Source organism: Streptomyces spororaveus (assembly GCF_016755875.1).
In the GTDB taxonomy this organism is placed as follows: domain Bacteria; phylum Actinomycetota; class Actinomycetes; order Streptomycetales; family Streptomycetaceae; genus Streptomyces; species Streptomyces spororaveus.
This window is the reverse complement of the sequence record NZ_BNED01000005.1, coordinates 7,270,160-7,287,961: the sequence shown is the minus strand read 5'-3', so window position 1 is coordinate 7,287,961 and position 17,802 is coordinate 7,270,160. Positions and strand designations below refer to the sequence as shown.

The window sequence follows — 17,802 nt, the reverse complement described above, 5'->3', positions numbered from 1 at the left end:
GCAGGTGGTCAAGCAGCTCACGGTGGACGTCATCCACAACCCTTCGCTCGATTTCACGGCGCTGCCTCCGCGACAGCAGTCTCCCGGCAGCCCGATCCGCGCGAAGCAGCCCCTCGATCTCGTGGTGATGCTCCGCCATCACAGTACGGACCGGCTGCACCTGTCGGCCTTCGTCACCACCCGGCGTACTCCGCAGTGGGGCATCCAGAACGCTTACCTCAACATCTCCGCGAGCGAGCTCCTGCAGGCGGCGGCCCGGCTCCGCACCGAATGGAGCAGACGGCTGGTGCACTACCAGCCCCGGGACGCGGACGGGATGCCGCTGGGTGGTCATCCCTTCAGCGACGAGGTGGACCTCTCGGCGCACGCCGACTTCTCCCGCCGGCTGACGGAGGATCTCGCCGACGAGGGGCAGCACTTCCTGGAACGCCTGCTGCAAGGTGCGGACGCGCCCATGACCGGGTTGCGGACCTTCCTGATGGACATGCTCGCCCGCGAGGAGGGGCTGCGCATCTCGTTCGACTCGGACCTGCACCTGCCGTGGCCGATGCTGGCCGTCGTGCCGCCCGACGGCGCTCCGCTCCTGCACGGGTTCCTCGGGTACCGGCACCAGATCGAGCAGACCGGTGCGCATGCCTTCCCCCACACCCAGCGGGAGGTGCTGGCCCGTACGACGCCGGTCACCAGCCTCAACACCGACGTCGCGCTCGACGCCGTCGGCCGGGCACCGGAGGTACGCAAGATGCTGGAGGAGCGCTCCCAGCTCACCGTGCGGACCGAGTCCGAGGAGCTGTTGGACGATCTCGCCGCCCCGGTGCTGGACGACGACGTCATGTACTTCTGGTGTCACGGCGCACTCGTCGAGAACGGATCGCCGTACCCCCATCTGGCCGTCAAGCTGACCGACAGCCAGCCCATCGACGCCGAGCTCGTCCTGCGCAAGCGCCGTCGGCACACGAGCTCCGGCGACGCGCTCTTCCGGCCTTTCGTCCTGCTCAACGCCTGTTACACGGGTCAGACGGCTCCTGAGCCCGGGATCAAGCATCTCGGAGCGGCGCTGGTCAACCTGGGAGCGGACGGGGTGATCGGGCCGCAGTTCGACATACCCCAGCTCTTCGCATCCGAATACGCGCTGGAGTTCCTGGGGCGCTACCTCAGCGGCGACAGCACGGCGGGCGAGATCGCGATGGGGCTGGTCCGCTCGTACGTCCACCGGTTCCACAATCCTCTGGGGCTGGCGTACTCGGTGTACTGCGGCATCGACAGCAGACTGGAGCAGACCCTGTGAAGCCACTCCTGCGAACTGCCGGCCGGCCGGGCCTCGGTGGCAGGGCGACGACGACGCCCACGGTGGTCCACCTGGACGAGAAGGGCAGGCTCCGCTCGCCCGGGTCCTCCGCGCCCGTCCGCCCCGACCGGCTGGCCGAGCATCTCGCCCGCGAGCTGCGCATCCCGGAGGAGGCGACGGACCTGTACGTGTACGTGCACGGGTGGCAGACCTCTCCGGATGTGGCCGTGCGCAGTGCGGCCCGGCTGCTGCGCGAGGCCCGGGAGCTGGCCACCGCGCGTCCGGACCTGTACGCCGGACTCGAAGGCGGGTACCGCCCGTGGTGCGTGGTCGTGTGCTGGCCGTCCTCCAGCCTGCCCGGCCTCCGCGGCTACCGGCGCATCCGGGAGCGTGCCCATGCGATGAGCGCGCCGGGAACGGGACAGGCGGCGCACGTCCTGGGGCACCTGCTGGGCTATCTGGACACCCATCGGACGGACCCCGGCGACCCGGCCGTGCTGCGGAACCGCAACGGGCAGTACATGCACCTGCTCGGGCATTCCTTCGGGGGGCGGTTCCTGTGCGAGGCCGTCCAGTGGGCGGCCGAGTCGCCGCAGCAGCCGCGCGTGCTCGGCTGGTCCCACCCGGTCGACCCGCGGCGGCCGTTCACGGTGGACAGCGCGCTCGTCTTCCAGATGGCGGCGCCGCGCGACAGCTTCGACACCATGTTCCCCGAGCTGTTCGCGACCGGCGTCCGGCCCGCCGCGCCCCTGCGCGGACCGCTCGCCCTGACCCACTCCCGGTGGGACCGCGCCACCGGCTTCTGGCACCTGCGGGCGGAAGGGGCTCCCGGCATCGGCCACTCCGGGGCGGGCGCCGCACCGGTGGCCCCGTACTCCACGCGGCTGCTCACCGTCGACGAGCCGTACACGCGCGGGCTCCTCGACCACCGCATCGTCAACATCGACGCGGGCTGGCGGTTCCGGGGAGGCCGGGCGACCCGGCTCGCACCGGCCGGGGCGCACTCCGACTTCCTCCACCCCGAGTCCGCCCACCTGCTCGCCGGTCTCGCGGCCCTCTCCCGTTAGGCCGTGTGTCAGGACGGGAGCCATGACCGCCAGGTGGCCTCGTTCTCCTTCGCCCAGCGGCCCGCCGCCTCCTGTGGCGACAGCTTCTCCTCGGCGATCATCAGGGCGACGTCGTTCTGCATCTCGGTCGTCCACCGGAACTTCTTCAGGAAGGCCGCGGCGTCGCCTCCGCGGGACGCGAAGCGGGCGTTGAGGAACTTCTGCAGCGGCGTGTGCGGGTACGCGCAGGCCACCTTCTGCGGATCGGCGTCGCAGCCCTCCTCGTAGGCGGGCAGTTTCACCTCCGTCATCGGGACCTTCTCGAACAGCCACTGGGGCTTGTACCAGTAGCTCAGGAACGGCTTCTTCTCCTTGGCGAACTGCCTGATCTGGGTGATCTGTGCAGCTTCGGATCCCGCGAACACGACCTGGTAGTCGAGGTCCAGGTTCTTCACGAGTGCCTTGTCGTTCGTCACGTAGGACGGGGAGCCGTCCAGCAGCTGGCCCTTGCCGCCGCTCTCCGCGGTGCGGAACTGGTCGGCGTACTTGTTCAGGTTCTTCCAGTCGGTGACGTCCGGGTGTTCCTCGGCGAAGTACGTCGGCACGAACCAGCCGATGTGGCCGGTCACCCCGAGGTCGCCGCCCCGCGCGATCGTCGCCTTGTCCTCGACGTACCGCTTCTCCTGCTCCGGGTGGCCCCAGTCCTCCAGGATGGCGTCCACGCGGCCCTGGCTGAGCGCGTCCCAGGCGGGCACCTCGTCGATCTGGACGGTGTCCACGCGGTAGCCGAGCTCGTGCTCCAGCAGGTACTGGGCGACCGCGACGTTGGCCTGCGCGCCGACCCACGACTGCACGGACAGCGTCACGGTGCGGGAGCCCTTCGCGTCGGCGTAGGGGGAGGCCTGGCGGGTCATGTCGGCGGCGCCGCAGCCGGTGAGGGCCGTCAGGGCGACGGCGGTCGCGGCCGCGAGTGCGGCGAGGGGTGTGCGTCGTGTGCGAGCCATGTCAGGCCCCCTTTCCGGCGAGGTCGTGGCGTCGTGTCGGCTGGGTGACGCGGTCGAGCACCAGGCCGAGGCAGACGATCGCCGCGCCGGCGACCAGACCGGTCGCCAGGTCGCCCTGGGCGAGGCCGAAGACGGCGTCGTAGCCGAGCGCCCCGCCGCCCACGAGGCCGCCGATGACGACCACGGCGAGGACCAGCACCACGCCCTGGTTGACGGCCAGCAGCAGCGCCGGCCGGGCCAGGGGCAGCTGGACCTGGAAGAGCTGCTGCCGCCCGGTCGCGCCCATCGAGCGCGAGGACTCCAGCGCGGCCGCGTCCACCGCGCGCACGCCCTGGGCCGTGATCCGCACCACCGCGGGCAGCGCGTAGACGACGGCGGCCGCGACGGCCGGGGCGCGGCCCACGCCGAAGAGGGCGACGACGGGAATCAGGTACACGAACTGCGGCATGGTCTGGAAGACGTCGAGGACCGGGCGCAGCGCGTGCCCCAGGCGGGTGCTGCGGGCCGCCGCTACACCGAGTGCGAAGCCGAGCAGCAGGGTCACGGCGACGGCGGCCAGCACCTGGGAGAGGGTGTCGAGCGCCGGGTCCCAGACGCCGAGGACGCCGATCGCGGCCATCGCCAGGACGGCGGTGGCGGCGGTGCGCCAGGTGCCGATGAGCAGGGCGAGTACGCCGATGGTCAGCAGGACCGCCCACCAGGGCAGCCACTGCAGGCCGTCGCGCAGGGGGTTGAGGACCCAGGTGGTGAAGCGCCCGGCCCAGTCGGCGGTGCCGCCGACGACGGGGACGCCGGAGTACAGGTGGGCGGTCATCCAGTCGACCGCCTTGTTGACGGGCTCGGCGATGTCCAGCGTCCACCCGTCGGGCCAGGAGAGCCGGTCGGACAGACGGCCCGCGAGGGCGACGGCGGCGGTCGCGACGGCGGCGACGGCCCAGCCGAGGCCGGACCGGCCGGCCGGGGTTTCGCCGATCCGCTCCCCCGCGGCGGCGGTGACCCGGTCCAGGACGACGGCGAGCAGCACGATCGGTACGCCGGCGGCGAGCGCGGCGCCGACGTCGACGGAGGCCAGCGCCTGGTAGACGCGGTCGCCGAGGCCTCCCGCGCCGATGACGGACGCGATCACGGCCATGCCGAGCGCCATCATGATCGACTGGTTGACGCCGAGCAGCAGTTCCTTGCGGGCCAGCGGCAGCCGGGCGGTGAGCAGCCGCTGCCTGCCGGTGGCGCCGAGGGAGGTGGCGGCCTCCACGACGCCGGCGTCGGCGTCGCGCAGCCCGAGCGCGGTGAGCCGGGCCATGGGCGGGGCCGCGTAGACGACGGTGGCGAGGACGGCCGCGGGGACGCCGATGCCGAAGACGAGGACGACGGGCAGCAGGTACGCGAAGGCCGGCAGCACCTGCATGGTGTCCAGCACGGGCCGCAGGATCCGGTGCATACGGTCCGACAGGCCGGCGGCGAGCCCCAGGAGGCCGCCGAGCAGCACGGACGCGGCGACGGCGACCACCATCAGGGCGAGCGTCTGCATGGTGGGCACCCACATGCCGAGCAGCCCGCACACGGCGAAGGCGGCGAGGGAGGTCAGCGCGAGCCGGACTCCGGCGACGCGCCAGGCGACCAGTGCGGCGGCGGTGGTGACGCCGGCCCAGCCGAGGGCGAGCAGCACCAGGTACACGGCGCGGACGGACACGACGACGATGTTGCTGACGTGTCCGAGGAAGTAGAGGAAGAGCGGGTGGCCGTCGCGGTTGTCGATGATCCAGTCGCTGGCGTGCCCCAGCGGTCCGGACAGGTCGACGGACAGCGACGCCGGCCAGTCGCCGGTGCCCAGGAACAGGGAGCAGAGGAAGAGTGCGACGGCCGCGCAGGCGACGACGAGCCGGCCGCGGTGGCGCGTCAGCGCGCGCAGCACACCGGTTCCGGTGCCGGTGGGGGGCGTGGGCCCGGGCGTGGTCGTGGGGCTGGGAGGGGCGGGGGTGACGGTGGCGGTCATCGGCCCCACCGCCCGGCGGTGGCGCGCGCGGTACCGGCACAACAGGCACGGGCGCGGCCGCCGGTCGTGCCGCACGGCGGCGGCCAGGTCGTATGGGAGTACATCAGGCCACCGCCTTTCCCGTGGCGGCCGGTACCCCGGCGACGACTCCGAGGAGTCCCGCGTGGTCGACCACGCCCAGGCACCGGCCGTCCTCGACGACCCGTGCGTTCTCGCCCGTCCGGGCGACGGCCTCGATGGCCTCGTGGACGGTGGCGCTCGGCGCGAGCGCGGGGCCGGTCTCGGACTCCTCGGCGCGCGCGGGGCGCATCGCCGAGCGCACGGTCAGCACCTGCTCGCGCGGCACGTCCCGGACGAAGTCCCTGACGTAGTCGTCGGCGGGGGCGCCGACGATCTCCTCGGGGGTGCCGAGCTGCACGATCCGGCCGTCGCGCATCAGCGCGATGCGGTCGCCGAGCTTCAGTGCCTCGCTCAGGTCGTGGGTGATGAAGACCATCGTGCGTCCCTCCTCCTGGTGCAGGCGCACGACCTCCTCCTGCATGTCGCGGCGGATGAGGGGGTCCAGGGCGCTGAACGGCTCGTCGAACAGGAGGACCTCGGGGTCCACGGCGAGGGCGCGGGCGAGGCCCACGCGCTGCTGCTGGCCGCCGGACAACTGGCTCGGCCTGCGGTGCTCCATGCCGTCCAGGCCGACCTTGGTGACGAACTCCGCCGCTCGCTCGCGCCGTTCGCCGCGTCCCACGCCCTGGATCTCCAGCCCGTAGGCGACGTTGTCCAGCACCGTCCGGTGCGGGAGCAGCCCGAAGTGCTGGAAGACCATGGCGGCCCGGTGCCGGCGCAGCTCGCGGAGCCGGCCGGTGTCCATGGACAGCACGTCCTCGCCGTCGATGGAGATCGTGCCGGAGGTCGGTTCGATGAGCCGGGTGAGGCAGCGTACGAGCGTGGACTTGCCCGAGCCCGACAGGCCCATGACGACGAAGACCTCGCCCTTGCGGACGTCGAAGGAGACGTCGCGGACGGCGGCGGTGCAGCCGGTGCGTTCGCGCAGCTCGGCGGCGTCGAGGAGGGCGAGCTCCCGGTCGGCGGGCACGCGGTCGGCCTTCGGGCCGAAGACCTTCCACAGGTCGCGTACGGAGAAGAGGCTCTGCGCAGCGGGCTGCGGCGGAATCGTGGTGTGCGGCGGAGTGTTCATCGGGTGGTTCCTCCCAGCAGATCGGCGCATTTCTCGCCGACCATGAGCACGCCGATCATGGGGTTGACGGCGGTCATGGTGGGGAAGACGGACGCGTCGGCGATCCGGATGCCGTCGAGGCCCCGGATCCTCAGGTCGGGTGCGACGACGGCGAGTTCGTCGTCGGCGGCTCCCATCCGGCAGGTGCCGGCCGGGTGGTAGACGGTGTGCGCGACCTGGCGTGCGTAGGCGCTGAGTTCCTCGTCGGAGGTCACCTCGGGGCCCGGGCACACCTCGCGCTTGAGCCAGCCGGCCAGCGGTTCGCTCGCCGCGATCCGCCGGGCGATGCGGATGCCGTCGACGAGGGTCCGGCCGTCGTAGTCGTCCTCGTCGGTGAAGTACCGGAAGTCGAGTGCGGGCTTGACCCGGGGGTCGGCGCTGGTCAGGTAGAGCCGGCCGCGGCTGCGCGGCTTGGGGATGTTCGGGGTCATCGACACGCCGTGCGCGGGCCGTTCGTAGCCCAGGCGCTCGGGGTTGTCGGTGAAGGGGATCTGGTAGAAGTGGAACATCAGGTCCGGGCCCTCGGAGGCCGGGTCCCGGCGGACGAACAGCCCGGCGTCGGAGTCCATCGCGGAGTTCTCCGGGATCGGCCCGTGCGTCTCCCACACGATGACCGACTCGGGGTGGTCGAGCAGGTTCTCCCCGACGCCCGGCAGGTCGTGCACGACGGGGATGCCGAGCTTCTCCAGGTCGGCGCGCGGCCCGATGCCGGAGTGCAGGAGGAGGCGCGGGGTGTCCACGGCCCCGGCGCACACCAGGACCTCGCGCCGGGCACGTACGACGTGCTCCGCGCCCTCCTTGGTGCGGATGTGCACGCCGGTGGCGCGGGTGCCCTCCAGTTCCAGCCGGAACGCCCAGGTCTCCAGGGCGATGTGCAGGTTCGGCCGGTCCAGGAACGGGTGCAGGTAGGCGACCGAGGCGGACGACCGCTTGTTGTCCTCCGGGTGGTAGGCGAGGTCGAAGAAGCCGGCCCCTTCGTCGAAGGGGCGCCGGTTGAAGCCCTCGACGCGCGGCACGCCGAGCGCGGTCTGCGCCGCGTCCACGAAGTCCCGGGCGATGGCGTTCCGGTCCTTCTCGTCGACGGGGACGATGTTGTTGCGCAGGCGGGCGAAGTAGGGATCCATCGCCTTCGCGTCCCACCCGTCGGCCCCGGCCCCGGCCCACTCGTCCCAGTCGGAGGGAAGCGGCTTGAAGGCGATGAGGGTGTTGTGCGAGGAACAGCCGCCCAGCACCCGCGCACGGCTGTGGCGGATGTGCGAGTTGCCGCGGGGCTGCTCGGTGGTGGGGTAGTCGTAGTCGAGTTCCCCGCCGAGCAGGCCCATCCAGCGGCGCAGGGTGAGGACGTCGTCGCGGCCGACGTCGCTGGGGCCGCCCTCGATGACGGCGACGCTGACGTCCGGGTCCTCGGTCAGCCGGGAGGCGATCACGGAGCCGGCGGTGCCGCCGCCGACGACGACGTAGTCGTACACGTGCTGGTCGTTCATGCCCGGCCCTTCGCCGTCGTGCCCGCGAACCAGCGCACGGGGCGCGGAGCGAGGTTCTGGTAGATGTGCTTGGCCTCGCGGTATTCGGCGAGTCCGCCGGGGCCCAGTTCACGGCCGATGCCGGACTTCCCGAAGCCGCCCCATTCCGCCTGGGGCAGGTAGGGGTGGAAGTCGTTGATCCAGACGGTGCCGTGGCGCAGCAGGCCGGCGACCCGCCGGGCCCGTTGTCCGTCGGAGGTCCACACCGCTCCGGCGAGGCCGTACTCGGTGTCGTTGGCGAGGGCGACGGCCTCCTCCTCCGTGCGGAAGGTCTCCACGGTGAGCACGGGGCCGAAGACCTCTTCGCGGACGACGCGCATGCCGCGGTGGCAGCGGTCGAGGACCGTGGGGCGGAAGAAGTAGCCGGGACCGTCCGGCTTCCCGCCGCCCGCGCGCAGGACCGCTCCCTCGGCGAGGGCGGAGGCCACGTAGGCCTCGGTCCGGGCCAGCTGGGCCGCGGAGACCAGCGGACCGCACTCGACACCCGCGTCGGTGCCGCGTCCGAGCCGGATCAGGTCGGCCCGGCGGGCCAGTTCGGCGACGAAGCGGTCGCGCAGCGGCTCCTCGATGATCAGCCGGGAGCCGGCGGAGCAGACCTGGCCGCTGTGGATGAAGGCGGCGTTGAGGGCCTGGTCGACGGCGGTGTCGAAACCGTCGGACGTCAGGCACGCGTCGGCGAAGACGACATTGGGGTTCTTGCCGCCGAGTTCGAGGGCGACCTTCTTCACGCTGTCGGCGGCCGCCCGGGCGACCTTGGTGCCGCTGACCAGGCCGCCGGTGAAGGAGATGAGGTCCACGTCGGGGTGCTCGGCGAGCCGGGCGCCGACGGTGTCGCCGGGGCCGGTCACGATGTTGGCCGCGCCGAGCGGGAGCCCGGCCTCCAGGAGCAGCTCGATCAGTACGACGGTGGTGAGCGGGGTGATCTCGCTGGGCTTGATCACGAAGGTGTTGCCGGCGGCGAGCGCGGGTGCGATCTTCCAGCTGGCCTGGAGCAGCGGATAGTTCCACGGCGTGATCAGGGCGCAGACCCCGACCGGCTCCTGCACGACGACGCTGCGGATCTCTTCGGAGCCGGCGTCGACGGCCCGGCCGCCGCTCTCGTTCTCCACGAGGTCGGCGAAGTAGCGGAAGGCGTCGCGGACGCAGTCGACGTCGACGCGGCCCTCCTCCAGCGTCTTGCCCGCGTCCCGGCTCTCCAGGGCGCCGATCCGCTCGCGGTCGCGCTCCAGGAGGCCGGCGACCCGCCGCAGCAGGGCGGCACGCTCGACGACGGGCGTGCGCGGCCAGGCGCCGTGGTCGAACGCGGCTCGCGCGGCGGCCACGGCGTCGTCGGTGTCGAGGGCACCGCCCTCCGCCACGACCTCGAAAGGGGTCGCGTCGACGGGGTCGATGATCTGGCGCGTGGCCCCGGACAGGGCTGCGCGCCACTCTCCGCCCACGTGGATGGTCTGTTGTGCTGCCGTCACGGTACGTATTGCCTTTCGTGCTTCGAGTCCCCCTGTCGGTCAGACCGACGTGATCCGGCCGCCTGCCCCGACCCTCCAAACCCATGCGCAAAACGTTGCGGAGAGTGGCCCGCTTCACGCGCGAAAACGCATCAAATTTGGACATTTAACTCAGGGGGACTCACCCGTTCGGCTTACATCACCCCCGGGGCGACGGGGCCGGCGTTTACGCAGGTCGGGTTCGTCGGGCGGCGGCCCCGGCAGGGGCGGGGACGCGCCGTCCACGGGCAGCGCACCCGGGATGCCGTTTACCTGGCAGCACGTTTCCAGCGACAGGAGGAGCTCATGGCCGGCAAGCAAGGCAGGAAGAAGAACGTCTCGCCCGGAGCGGTGACCGCGAGGGCGAACCTGGAACGGGCCGTCGCCGACGTGGATCGCGTGCTGGGCCTGCAGGAGCTGCGGGCCGGCCAGGGTGGCGGCGCCGCGATCGCCGGCTTCCACAGCACCCAGTCGGTCGGCTGCAGCACCTACAGCGTGGCCTGCGGCCCCCACGCAACGGTGGAGATGTGATTCCGGAAGGACCGCACGTCCGCCGGGGCCGCCTTCCCCGCCCCGGCGGATGAGCACCCGTGGAACGCCAGGCGGCGATGGCCGCCCACCACCTCTTCGGTCTCGTCGACACCCTGCACTACGAACCGCTGTCCCGCCGGGCCATCACCCCTGAGTACCGCGACGCCCTGCGACGGCTGCTGCCGGACACCTGGGCCCTGGAACGCGGTGACGTCTGGCTGCACGCCCGGATGGCCGCGGGAGCCGACCCGCGGACGGCCCCGCCGCCCACCCAGGGCTTCAAGATCCACGTCTCCTCCGCCCCCGCGCACACCTTCCGGCTGTTCGATCTCGTCGTACCCGTCTGCGTGGAGAACGGCGTGGAGTTCAAGGCGGCCGCCGACCCGGTGATGCTGGGCGTGATCAACTCCAAGACCCAGGAACGCGGCTTCTCGGGCAAGTTCATGACGATCTACCCGCCCGACGAGGACGTCTTCGTCGGGCTGATCGAGACCCTGTACCGGCGAACGGCCGACGAGGCGGTCGAGGGACCGTACGTCCTGTCGGACCGCCGCTACCGGGACAGCAAGGTCCTCTTCTACCGGTACGGGGGCTTCCGGCCGCCGCGGCGGCTCAACATCGACGGCACGCAGAGCACCTTCCTGGTCGCCCCCGACGGCGCGTACGTGGCCGACGAGCGGCTGCCCTGCTTCCGGCTGCCCTCCTGGGTCCGCGACCCCTTCGCCGGGGAACCGGCGCAGGACCCCGCGGCGCGGTCCGCCGGAGAACCGGCGGCCCCCCTCCTGAACGGCCGCTACCGCATCGAGGGCGCCCTGACGTTCTCCAACGCCGGCGGCGTCTACCACGGCACGGACGACGTCACGGGCGGGCCCGTCGTCGTGAAGGAGGCCCGGCGTCTCACCAACTGCTGGACGGCCGGGGACCGTACGGTCGACTCCGTCGACATGCTGCGCCACGAGTACGCCGTACTGCGGCGGCTGGAAGGCCTGGACTTCGTACCGCGGCCGGTCGACCTCTTCCGGGAATGGGAGCACACCTTCCTGGTCGAGGAGCGTGTGGAAGGCATCGCCTTCCACGACTTCTGGGCACAGGACGACGTCATCCTCGCGCCGTACATCCGCCGGGAAGGGCGGGTGGAACGTTTCGTCCCCCGTTTCCGGGAGGTCGCCGGCCGCCTGATCCGCATGATCGAGGAGGTGCACGCACGCGGAGTGGTCCTCGGCGACCTGTCGCCGAACAACATCCTGATCGACACCGAGACGCTCCGGATGCGGTTCATCGACTTCGAGAGCGCGGTCCACGCGGACGACGAGGCGGCGCTGCTGGCCTACGGCACGCGCTGGGGCACCCCCGGATTCATCCACCCGGACCGCGCCGCCCGCGACAGGCTGCTCCCCTGCGACGACTGGTACGCCGCGGCCATGCTCCTCTACAGCGGCGTCGTGCCCGCCACCGCGTTCTTCGCCCTCAACCCCCTGGCGAAGGACCTCTTCCTCGACGAACTCGTCGCCCTGGGTGTCCCCGTCCGGGTGAGGTCCGTCGTGTCGTGCCTGACCGACGGCAGGGTGGACGAGGCGAAGGCCCTGCTCGCGGACTGGGAGGACGGGTGACGCCCATGCAGCCCCTGACGAACGACACCCTCACGGCCGGAGGCAGTCCCCCGGCCCACCCGGACGCCGAAGTACGGCGGACCCTCGGCGGCATCGCCGACACCCTGCTCCGCACCCACAACGTCCGGCGCACCGACCGCCTCTGGCCCGCCGACTACACGGTCTTCACGACGAACCCGCTCAGCGTGGCCTACGGCGCCTGCGGCCCCGCCCTGTTGCTCCGCTCCGCGGCGGGCGCCCAGGGGTCCGGCGCCGCCGCACTGCCCGCCGAGGTGGCCTCCTGGATGCTGTCGCGGCCCCTCGGCACGGACACCTATCCGCCCGGGCTGTACGTGGGGCTGGCCGGCATCGCCTGGGCCTTCCACGATCTCGGCTGGGAGGACAGGGGCGAGGCCGTGATGGCGATGCTCCACACGTCCCCGCTCCTGTACGACGAACCGGGCATGCTCCTCGGGATCGCCGGGTGGGGACTGGCCTCCCTGCGCTTCCACGCGAGGACGGGGAAGCAGGTCTACCTCGACCGTGCCGTGCAGGCGGGGGACGAACTGCTCAGAACCGCTCGGCAGGAGGGCGACACCTGCTACTGGCCGTCCGCCCGCGACGCGAGCGTGCACTACGGATACGGCCACGGAGCGAGCGGCATCGCCCTCTTCCTCCTCCACCTGCACCTGGTGACCGGCGACGCCCGCTTCCGGTCCTACGCCGTCCGCGCCCTGGAGTTCGATCTGGCCCATGCGAGCGAGAGCGGTCTCGGCCTGCAGTGGCAGCGGGTCCGGGACGACCCCGTCGTGTACCCGTACTGGATCCACGGAGGCGCCGGCGTCGGCAGCGTGCTGGTCCGGTTCCGCGACCTGCTCGGCATCGAGCGGTACGGCGACCTCGCCCGACGGGTCGCGGACGACACCTTCGTCAAGTACACCTACAGCCCCGGTCTCTTCGAGGGCATGGCCGGGATCGGCGAGTTCATGCTGGACATGTACTCCTCCACCGGCGAGCGCGCGTACCGGGACAGGGCCCGCGACATCGCCGGGACCATCCTGTGGTTCAGGGTCGAGAACGAGGACGGCATCGCGTTCCCCGGCCGCTGGCTCAACCGGATCGCCCACGACTACGCGACCGGCTCGGCCGGCATCGGGATGTTCCTCTCCCGGCTCGTGACCCCGGGCCGACGCGCCTTCGTCGACCTCGACCGGCCCTGAGCCCGGGCTACTTCTCCACGATCGGGTCCAGCACCACGGAGCCCGGCAGTGCCGCGGCCATGTCGTGGGCGTAGACGCCGGGCCGCACCCAGATGAACCAGTTGCCGGCGGCGACGAAGGTGTGCCGGTAGGCCCGACGCCCTACCGCGATCGAGTCTCCGACCTCGTCCCGGCTGAACCGGGCCGTGTCCAGCACCTTGATCTCGTTGTAGACGGTCGTTCCGCGATGCTGCACCTCGCAGGTGGCGTTCGACCCGTACGCGTAGTGGTTGACCAGCGTGGTCCTGCAGTCGAATCCGCCCTTCACCAGAGCGGCGACGACCTCCTCGGCCGTCGCGTACTCGGGTCCGGTCGGCACCTCGCTCGGCATCGGCGTCAACGGCTTGGGACCCCGGTCACCGCCGCCGACCAGACCGCATCCGCTCAGTGTCAGCACGAGACACAGCAGCAGCGGGCCGGACTTCCGTGTGCGCATGCGTCATTCGCTCCTCGGCGGTGTGGGTGCCGGGCCCGGGCTCGGGGAAGGGGTGCCGGGCTCCGCGGGACCGGTTCCCGTACCGGTGTACGGTCCTCCGCCCTCATGGTAGATAGGGTCGAGGGAGACGTGGTGGCCGGCCGGGGTCTGCGACTCCAGCTGCCGCACAGCGGTGGCCCGCTGCTCGTCCGTCAGCGCGTACCAGGCCATCGCGTCGTCCAGGTGCGGCTCGACCTTGTCCCAGTTCCCTCCGCGGACCTTGATGTCGCCGCCCCGGCTGCCCGACTCGTCGCCGTACTGCTCGTTCAGTTCCCGGACCTCCGGGGTGTCCGCCGCGTACAGCGTGAAGAGCTGCTTGTCGGTCCTCGCACCGTAGGGGTTCTCCTGGAGGTCCTTGAGGAGGTACGCGCTCATGCGGATGTTCTCGTCCGGGTTCTCCTCGATGTACTTGGTGAGTTCCGAGTCACCGAGGTTCCCGAGGAACGTCCCGTCCTGAAGCGTGAACGCCTCCTGGTTCTGCCGCATCACCTCCCTCGCGGTGTCCGGCTTCATGTGCGTGATGCCGAGGGACTTGTCGGGCTTGAGGGACTGCTGCAGCGTCCAGTCGAATATCCGTCCCGCCTGGGCCAGCGGGCCGGTCAGGCCGGGGCTGAAGTTCTGGTACCACTGCTGTTCCTGCCACAGGATCGCCAGCAGCAGCTTGCGGCTGATACCCGTCTCGGCCGCCGCCCGGTTCACCGCGGCGAACTGGGCCGGGGAGACATTGATCGGGTGCAGGCCGTCGGTGCCGCCCGAGAGGGACAGGGCGACGGCGAGCGGGGAGCCCGGCGTCAGGGCCTCCTTGGCCAGCGCCGGATCGGAGATGGCGGTCAGGCCCTCGATCGTGCGCAGGGCCCGCGCCGCGTCCACGTCGGCCTGGGTGGCCTTGCGCAGGGCGTCGACGATGATCCCCTGCGCGTGGTTGACCGGTTCGAGGTGCTCGGTGCTGCCCGCGGGGACCATGACCGGGCGCGACAGCTGGACCCGGCCGCTGTCGTCGACTTTCAGGTCGCGGGCGCGGGCGTAGTCCAGAGCGCTGTTCAGGTCCCGCTGCGCCCCCACGATCGCCTCGGCCAGGTCGTCGTAGACCTTGGCCATCGCGCGCAGGGCCAGCCCGGACGTCTCGTAGTCGTCGGCGTGCTTCACGAACCGTTCGGTGGCGGCGCGGCCGGACTCGCCGGTCCAGCACCGGCTGACCGTCCGGGCGACGTCCTGGCGCGCGTACGTGGCGAGGCCGTCGCACTCCTTCGCCACGGCCACCGCGTCGTCGGCCGCGGTCCGCCACTTCTGCGGATCGGCCTGCTTCAGCTCGGGTACGGAGACCATCAGGCGTCCTCCAGTACGCCGCCGGCCGCGCGCAGGCGGTCGGCTATCGCCTGGTCCTCGGCAGTGATGCCGTTCGCCCCCTTGGTCAGGGCGTCGGCGGCGTCGTCGACGAGGTCCGCGAGCTCCCTCAGCCTGCGCTGCCAGCCGGCCACGCAGTCGTTGCTCGCCGGACCGGCCACCCATCCGGAGTGGCTCTTGCCCACGGCTTCGGCGTCGTCGAGCGTGGACCGGCCCCGCGCCTGCGCGTTCGCCGTGCGGATGCCGGACGCCTTGGAGTGCACGGGCCGGTCCACGAGGCCGAGGTCCGGGTCCCCGGCGGACGGGGAGGGACCCGGTCGCGGAGTCGGCGCGGGCGACGGACCGGCGGAGGCGAGGCGCATCACGGCCTCTCCCTTCGCCCGCGTCCACTCCTCATCGAATTCGAACGTCATTTCCCTAGCCTCGCACACCCGGATTGCCCCTGCTGCAACCTTTTCTGACTGATCATCATGCGGACTCCCGGACCGTTCTCCCGCCGGTGTTGGATCAGGTCTCGCGAAGTGGTGCGTACGCCTCGGGTCCGAGGCCGAACGTCCAGGCCACGCCCTGGCGGGCCGTGCGGGTCGTCGGCGGTACCCGCAGCCAGTAGGTGCGGCTGGTGCCGTCCGGCTCCGGCGTCGAGTTGACGACCTCCACCATCGCGACGGCCTCGTCGCCCGGCATGGGTATGCGCCACAGGAGACCCGTCTCGTCCCGGTGCACAGGGGTGGCCCCCGACTCCCGCAGGTAGCGGTCGTAACCGTAGAACTCCAGCATCACCCGGCGCAGTTCGGTATTCTCCTCCTCCCGGATCCGCTCCGGCGTCAGCGTGCCGAGGCCCGCCAGGAAGTCGGCCGGAACGGGCATGCCCCGCCACGCGTGCAGCGCGAACCCGTCGGGGAACGCCAGCGCCGGGCCGTCCCCGCGGTCCAGCCGGCCCGCCTCGTCGCGGTGCAGCTCCACCGGCCGCTCGCACAGCACGGCGAGGCGTTCGTAGGGCCACCACCAGCCGGCCGAGCGGGCCAGGACGCCGAGCCCGTGCAGCGGGGTGCCCTCCCGTGTGTCGAAGGCGCACAGCCAGGCCGCGTCGTGCTGCCCGAGCACCGCGTCCAGGAGCAGCAGGCGCAGCCGCCGCTCCTCGGCCGCCGGAGCCTCGGCTCCGGCCGTCAACTCCTCGACGAGGCCGGTGCGGACCCGCTCCGCCAGGCGTTCCGTGTGCTCCCACAGGCGGCCGCCCGTCGCGCTCCAGTGCCGCCCCCAGCCCTGCGGGCCGAGCCGCCGCTGCGTCCGCTCCCGCTCGGCCGCCCACGGCGCGCTGCGCACCGCCTCCCGTACGCCGCGCCCGCGCGCGGCCGGCCCGCACGGCCCGCCGTCCCCGACGAGCAGGCGCGCCGCCGCCCGGGGCGAGTCCGCCCAGACGATCCGCTCCGGCTCCGCCAGGCCCGCGGCCCGGTAGGCGAGGCGCACCCCGGCTTCCGCAGCCGCGCGGTCGGCCGGCCCGGTGGCCGCCGCGGCCGCCCTCCACACGTCGATGTCCGTCAACACGATCCCGCTCCCCCACTGTCCGCCACGCCGTCAGTCCGCCACGATCCGTACCGCTCCGGGCAGGTACTCCCGCTGCCGCACGACCCGGTACCAGCCCTTGGGCAGGGGTATCGCCGCGTGCTCCTCGTGCACCACCCGCCCGCCGTCCGGCAGATGCAGCAGCAGCGGGCCGAAGACTCCCGGCTCGCGGACGAGTCGGCCGGGTCCGACCACGGCGTGCGCGTGCCCGGTGACCTCCCCCAGCGCGAGGACCATCCGGCCCCGCGCGTCCCGCGGCTCGTGCTCCGCGTCGGCCGCGTGCGGCGGCACCGCCGACGCGTCGAGCGGCACGATCAGCACGTCCCCCTGCCGGTACATGGGTGTCCCCTTCCCCCGCGCCGCCCGGTGCGCCGCGTTCTTCTCCGAAGGTAGGGGGCGGGTCTGACAACAGCCTTCCACCCGCCCTGCCTCGGCCGCTGTCGGTGCCCCTTGGTACAACTTGCAGCACATCGGACGCGACAGGCGAGGAACGGCGGGCACCCCATGAGTTACCCGAGACACCTGACGGAATCGTGCGGGCTGCCCGTCTTCGACTTCCCGACCCCCGAGGACGCGGAGACGACCCGGCTGCCCGCCGCGGACGCCGTCGCGTGGCGGATCTCCAGCGACAGCTACGACAGCGAGGAGAGCTGGACCGAGGCGTTCGCCCGGTTCGGCACCGCGGTCGACACCACCCGGGTCCGGGCGATCGTCGTCGGCTCCTGGGAGGAGGCCTACGAGAGCGGGCCCGAGGAGATCATCAGCGCCCTCCTCGAAGCGCGCCCCCGCCTGCCCGCCCTGCGGGGGCTGTTCCTCGGGGACATGGAGTCCGAGCAGTGCGAGATCTCGTGGATCACCCAGGGTGACGTCGGCCCGCTCCTCGACGGCTTCCCGGAGCTGGAGGAGTTCGGCGTGCGCGGCGGCTCGGGGCTGGTCTTCCCCGCCCTCACGCACCACAGGCTGCGCTCCCTGACCGTGGAGACCGGCGGTATGCCCGCCGAGGCGGTCCGCGGTGTCGCCGCCAGCGACCTGCCCGCCCTGGAGCACCTCGACCTGTGGCTCGGCACGAGCAACTATGGCGGGGACGCGGCGGTCACCGACGTGGCGCCGATCCTCGACGGCGACCGGCTGCCGCGCCTGCGTCACCTGGGCCTGCGCAACAGCGACATCCAGGACGAGATCGCCGCGGCCGCCGCGTCCGCTCCGGTCGTCGCCCGCCTGGAGACCTTCGACCTGTCCATGGGCGTCCTCACCGACCAGGGCGGCGCCGCCCTGCTCGCCGGCCAGCCCCTGACGCACCTCAACAAGCTCGACCTGCACCACAACTACCTGGGTGCGCCGCTGCGCGAGCGCCTCCAGGAGGTCCTCGGCGGTGCCGGTGTCACCCTCGACCTGGACCGCGGCCGCGCCGACGAGGACGAGTACGACGGCCGCACCTGGCGCTACGTCGCCGTCGGCGAGTAGCGCGCGGG

General features: G+C 72.2%; 16 protein-coding genes. 6 read left to right on the top strand and 10 right to left on the bottom strand.

Going from position 1 to position 17,802, the window contains the following annotated elements:
- Positions 1-4: 4 nt before the first annotated feature.
- Positions 5-1,288 carry a hypothetical protein gene (locus Sspor_RS35365; RefSeq protein WP_202202743.1) on the top strand — a complete coding sequence of 428 codons (1,284 nt, stop codon included), beginning with the start codon at positions 5-7 and terminating at the stop codon, positions 1,286-1,288.
- A complete protein-coding gene (locus Sspor_RS35360) occupies positions 1,285-2,355 on the top strand; it encodes an alpha/beta hydrolase family protein (RefSeq protein ID WP_237404165.1) in 1,071 nt (356 codons plus the stop codon). The genes Sspor_RS35365 and Sspor_RS35360 overlap by 4 nt, the downstream gene beginning before the upstream one ends.
- 8 nt (positions 2,356-2,363) lie before the next feature.
- Here the strand turns inward: Sspor_RS35360 and Sspor_RS35355 are convergent, their stop codons facing one another.
- The 5 genes from Sspor_RS35355 to Sspor_RS35335 all read right to left on the bottom strand — a co-directional run bounded on the left by Sspor_RS35355 (position 2,364) and on the right by Sspor_RS35335 (position 9,551).
- Positions 2,364-3,338: an ABC transporter substrate-binding protein gene (locus tag Sspor_RS35355; RefSeq protein WP_202202742.1), complete on the bottom strand. Its 975-nt coding sequence runs from the start codon at positions 3,336-3,338 to the stop codon at positions 2,364-2,366.
- A 1-nt stretch (position 3,339) separates the two neighbouring features.
- On the bottom strand, positions 3,340-5,331 hold the full coding sequence (locus tag Sspor_RS35350; protein ID WP_202202741.1) for an ABC transporter permease: 1,992 nt from the start codon (positions 5,329-5,331) through the stop codon (positions 3,340-3,342).
- 103 nt (positions 5,332-5,434) lie between these two features.
- On the bottom strand, positions 5,435-6,523 hold the full coding sequence (locus Sspor_RS35345; RefSeq protein ID WP_202202740.1) for a quaternary amine ABC transporter ATP-binding protein: 1,089 nt from the start codon (positions 6,521-6,523) through the stop codon (positions 5,435-5,437).
- Positions 6,520-8,046 carry a GMC family oxidoreductase gene (locus tag Sspor_RS35340; protein ID WP_202202739.1) on the bottom strand — a complete coding sequence of 509 codons (1,527 nt, stop codon included), beginning with the start codon at positions 8,044-8,046 and terminating at the stop codon, positions 6,520-6,522. Before Sspor_RS35340 ends, Sspor_RS35345 begins: the two co-directional genes overlap by 4 nt.
- Positions 8,043-9,551: an aldehyde dehydrogenase family protein gene (locus Sspor_RS35335; RefSeq protein ID WP_202202738.1), complete on the bottom strand. Its 1,509-nt coding sequence runs from the start codon at positions 9,549-9,551 to the stop codon at positions 8,043-8,045. Before Sspor_RS35335 ends, Sspor_RS35340 begins: the two co-directional genes overlap by 4 nt.
- Positions 9,552-9,875: 324 nt before the next feature.
- Between Sspor_RS35335 and Sspor_RS35330 the strand changes: the two genes are divergently transcribed.
- Genes Sspor_RS35330 through Sspor_RS35320 form a run of 3 tightly spaced genes read left to right on the top strand, consistent with a single transcriptional unit; the run spans position 9,876 to position 12,909 of the window.
- Complete coding sequence (locus Sspor_RS35330) at positions 9,876-10,100, top strand: hypothetical protein (RefSeq protein ID WP_202202737.1); 225 nt, start codon at positions 9,876-9,878, stop codon at positions 10,098-10,100.
- A gap of 59 nt (positions 10,101-10,159) precedes the next feature.
- Positions 10,160-11,710 (top strand): class III lanthionine synthetase LanKC N-terminal domain-containing protein, encoded by a 1,551-nt coding sequence (locus Sspor_RS35325; RefSeq protein ID WP_202202736.1) that lies wholly within the window; start codon positions 10,160-10,162, stop codon positions 11,708-11,710.
- A 5-nt stretch (positions 11,711-11,715) separates the two neighbouring features.
- Positions 11,716-12,909 (top strand): lanthionine synthetase C family protein, encoded by a 1,194-nt coding sequence (locus tag Sspor_RS35320; RefSeq protein WP_202202735.1) that lies wholly within the window; start codon positions 11,716-11,718, stop codon positions 12,907-12,909.
- A 7-nt stretch (positions 12,910-12,916) separates the two neighbouring features.
- Here Sspor_RS35320 and Sspor_RS35315 read toward each other — a convergent pair whose 3' ends face one another.
- From Sspor_RS35315 to Sspor_RS35295, 5 genes are all read right to left on the bottom strand, one after another.
- Entirely contained in the window at positions 12,917-13,384 is a 468-nt protein-coding gene (locus Sspor_RS35315; protein ID WP_237404164.1) for a hypothetical protein, read from the bottom strand.
- A gap of 3 nt (positions 13,385-13,387) precedes the next feature.
- Positions 13,388-14,749: a hypothetical protein gene (locus Sspor_RS35310; protein ID WP_202202734.1), complete on the bottom strand. Its 1,362-nt coding sequence runs from the start codon at positions 14,747-14,749 to the stop codon at positions 13,388-13,390.
- Positions 14,749-15,180 (bottom strand): hypothetical protein, encoded by a 432-nt coding sequence (locus Sspor_RS35305; RefSeq protein ID WP_202202733.1) that lies wholly within the window; start codon positions 15,178-15,180, stop codon positions 14,749-14,751. Before Sspor_RS35305 ends, Sspor_RS35310 begins: the two co-directional genes overlap by 1 nt.
- Before the next feature lie 94 nt (positions 15,181-15,274).
- Positions 15,275-16,309: a DUF6745 domain-containing protein gene (locus Sspor_RS35300; RefSeq protein WP_202204048.1), complete on the bottom strand. Its 1,035-nt coding sequence runs from the start codon at positions 16,307-16,309 to the stop codon at positions 15,275-15,277.
- 33 nt (positions 16,310-16,342) lie between these two features.
- Positions 16,343-16,669 (bottom strand): DUF8820 family protein, encoded by a 327-nt coding sequence (locus Sspor_RS35295; protein ID WP_202202732.1) that lies wholly within the window; start codon positions 16,667-16,669, stop codon positions 16,343-16,345.
- Positions 16,670-16,834: 165 nt separating this feature from the next.
- Between Sspor_RS35295 and Sspor_RS35290 the strand changes: the two genes are divergently transcribed.
- A complete protein-coding gene (locus tag Sspor_RS35290) occupies positions 16,835-17,794 on the top strand; it encodes an STM4015 family protein (RefSeq protein WP_202202731.1) in 960 nt (319 codons plus the stop codon).
- The last annotated feature ends 8 nt before the right edge of the window (positions 17,795-17,802 follow it).

What these genes read in the sequence shown, in the direction of transcription:
- Sspor_RS35355 (WP_202202742.1), bottom strand. Translation starts at nt 3,338, where the DNA reads ATGGCTCGCACACGACGCACACCCCTCGCCGCACTCGCGGCCGCGACC.
- Sspor_RS35350 (WP_202202741.1), bottom strand. Translation starts at nt 5,331, where the DNA reads ATGACCGCCACCGTCACCCCCGCCCCTCCCAGCCCCACGACCACGCCC.
- Sspor_RS35345 (WP_202202740.1), bottom strand. Translation starts at nt 6,523, where the DNA reads ATGAACACTCCGCCGCACACCACGATTCCGCCGCAGCCCGCTGCGCAG.
- Sspor_RS35340 (WP_202202739.1), bottom strand. Translation starts at nt 8,046, where the DNA reads ATGAACGACCAGCACGTGTACGACTACGTCGTCGTCGGCGGCGGCACC.
- Sspor_RS35330 (WP_202202737.1), top strand. Translation starts at nt 9,876, where the DNA reads ATGGCCGGCAAGCAAGGCAGGAAGAAGAACGTCTCGCCCGGAGCGGTG.
- Sspor_RS35320 (WP_202202735.1), top strand. Translation starts at nt 11,716, where the DNA reads ATGCAGCCCCTGACGAACGACACCCTCACGGCCGGAGGCAGTCCCCCG.
- Sspor_RS35315 (WP_237404164.1), bottom strand. Translation starts at nt 13,384, where the DNA reads ATGCGCACACGGAAGTCCGGCCCGCTGCTGCTGTGTCTCGTGCTGACA.
- Sspor_RS35310 (WP_202202734.1), bottom strand. Translation starts at nt 14,749, where the DNA reads ATGGTCTCCGTACCCGAGCTGAAGCAGGCCGATCCGCAGAAGTGGCGG.
- Sspor_RS35305 (WP_202202733.1), bottom strand. Translation starts at nt 15,180, where the DNA reads ATGACGTTCGAATTCGATGAGGAGTGGACGCGGGCGAAGGGAGAGGCC.
- Sspor_RS35295 (WP_202202732.1), bottom strand. Translation starts at nt 16,669, where the DNA reads ATGTACCGGCAGGGGGACGTGCTGATCGTGCCGCTCGACGCGTCGGCG.
- Sspor_RS35290 (WP_202202731.1), top strand. Translation starts at nt 16,835, where the DNA reads ATGAGTTACCCGAGACACCTGACGGAATCGTGCGGGCTGCCCGTCTTC.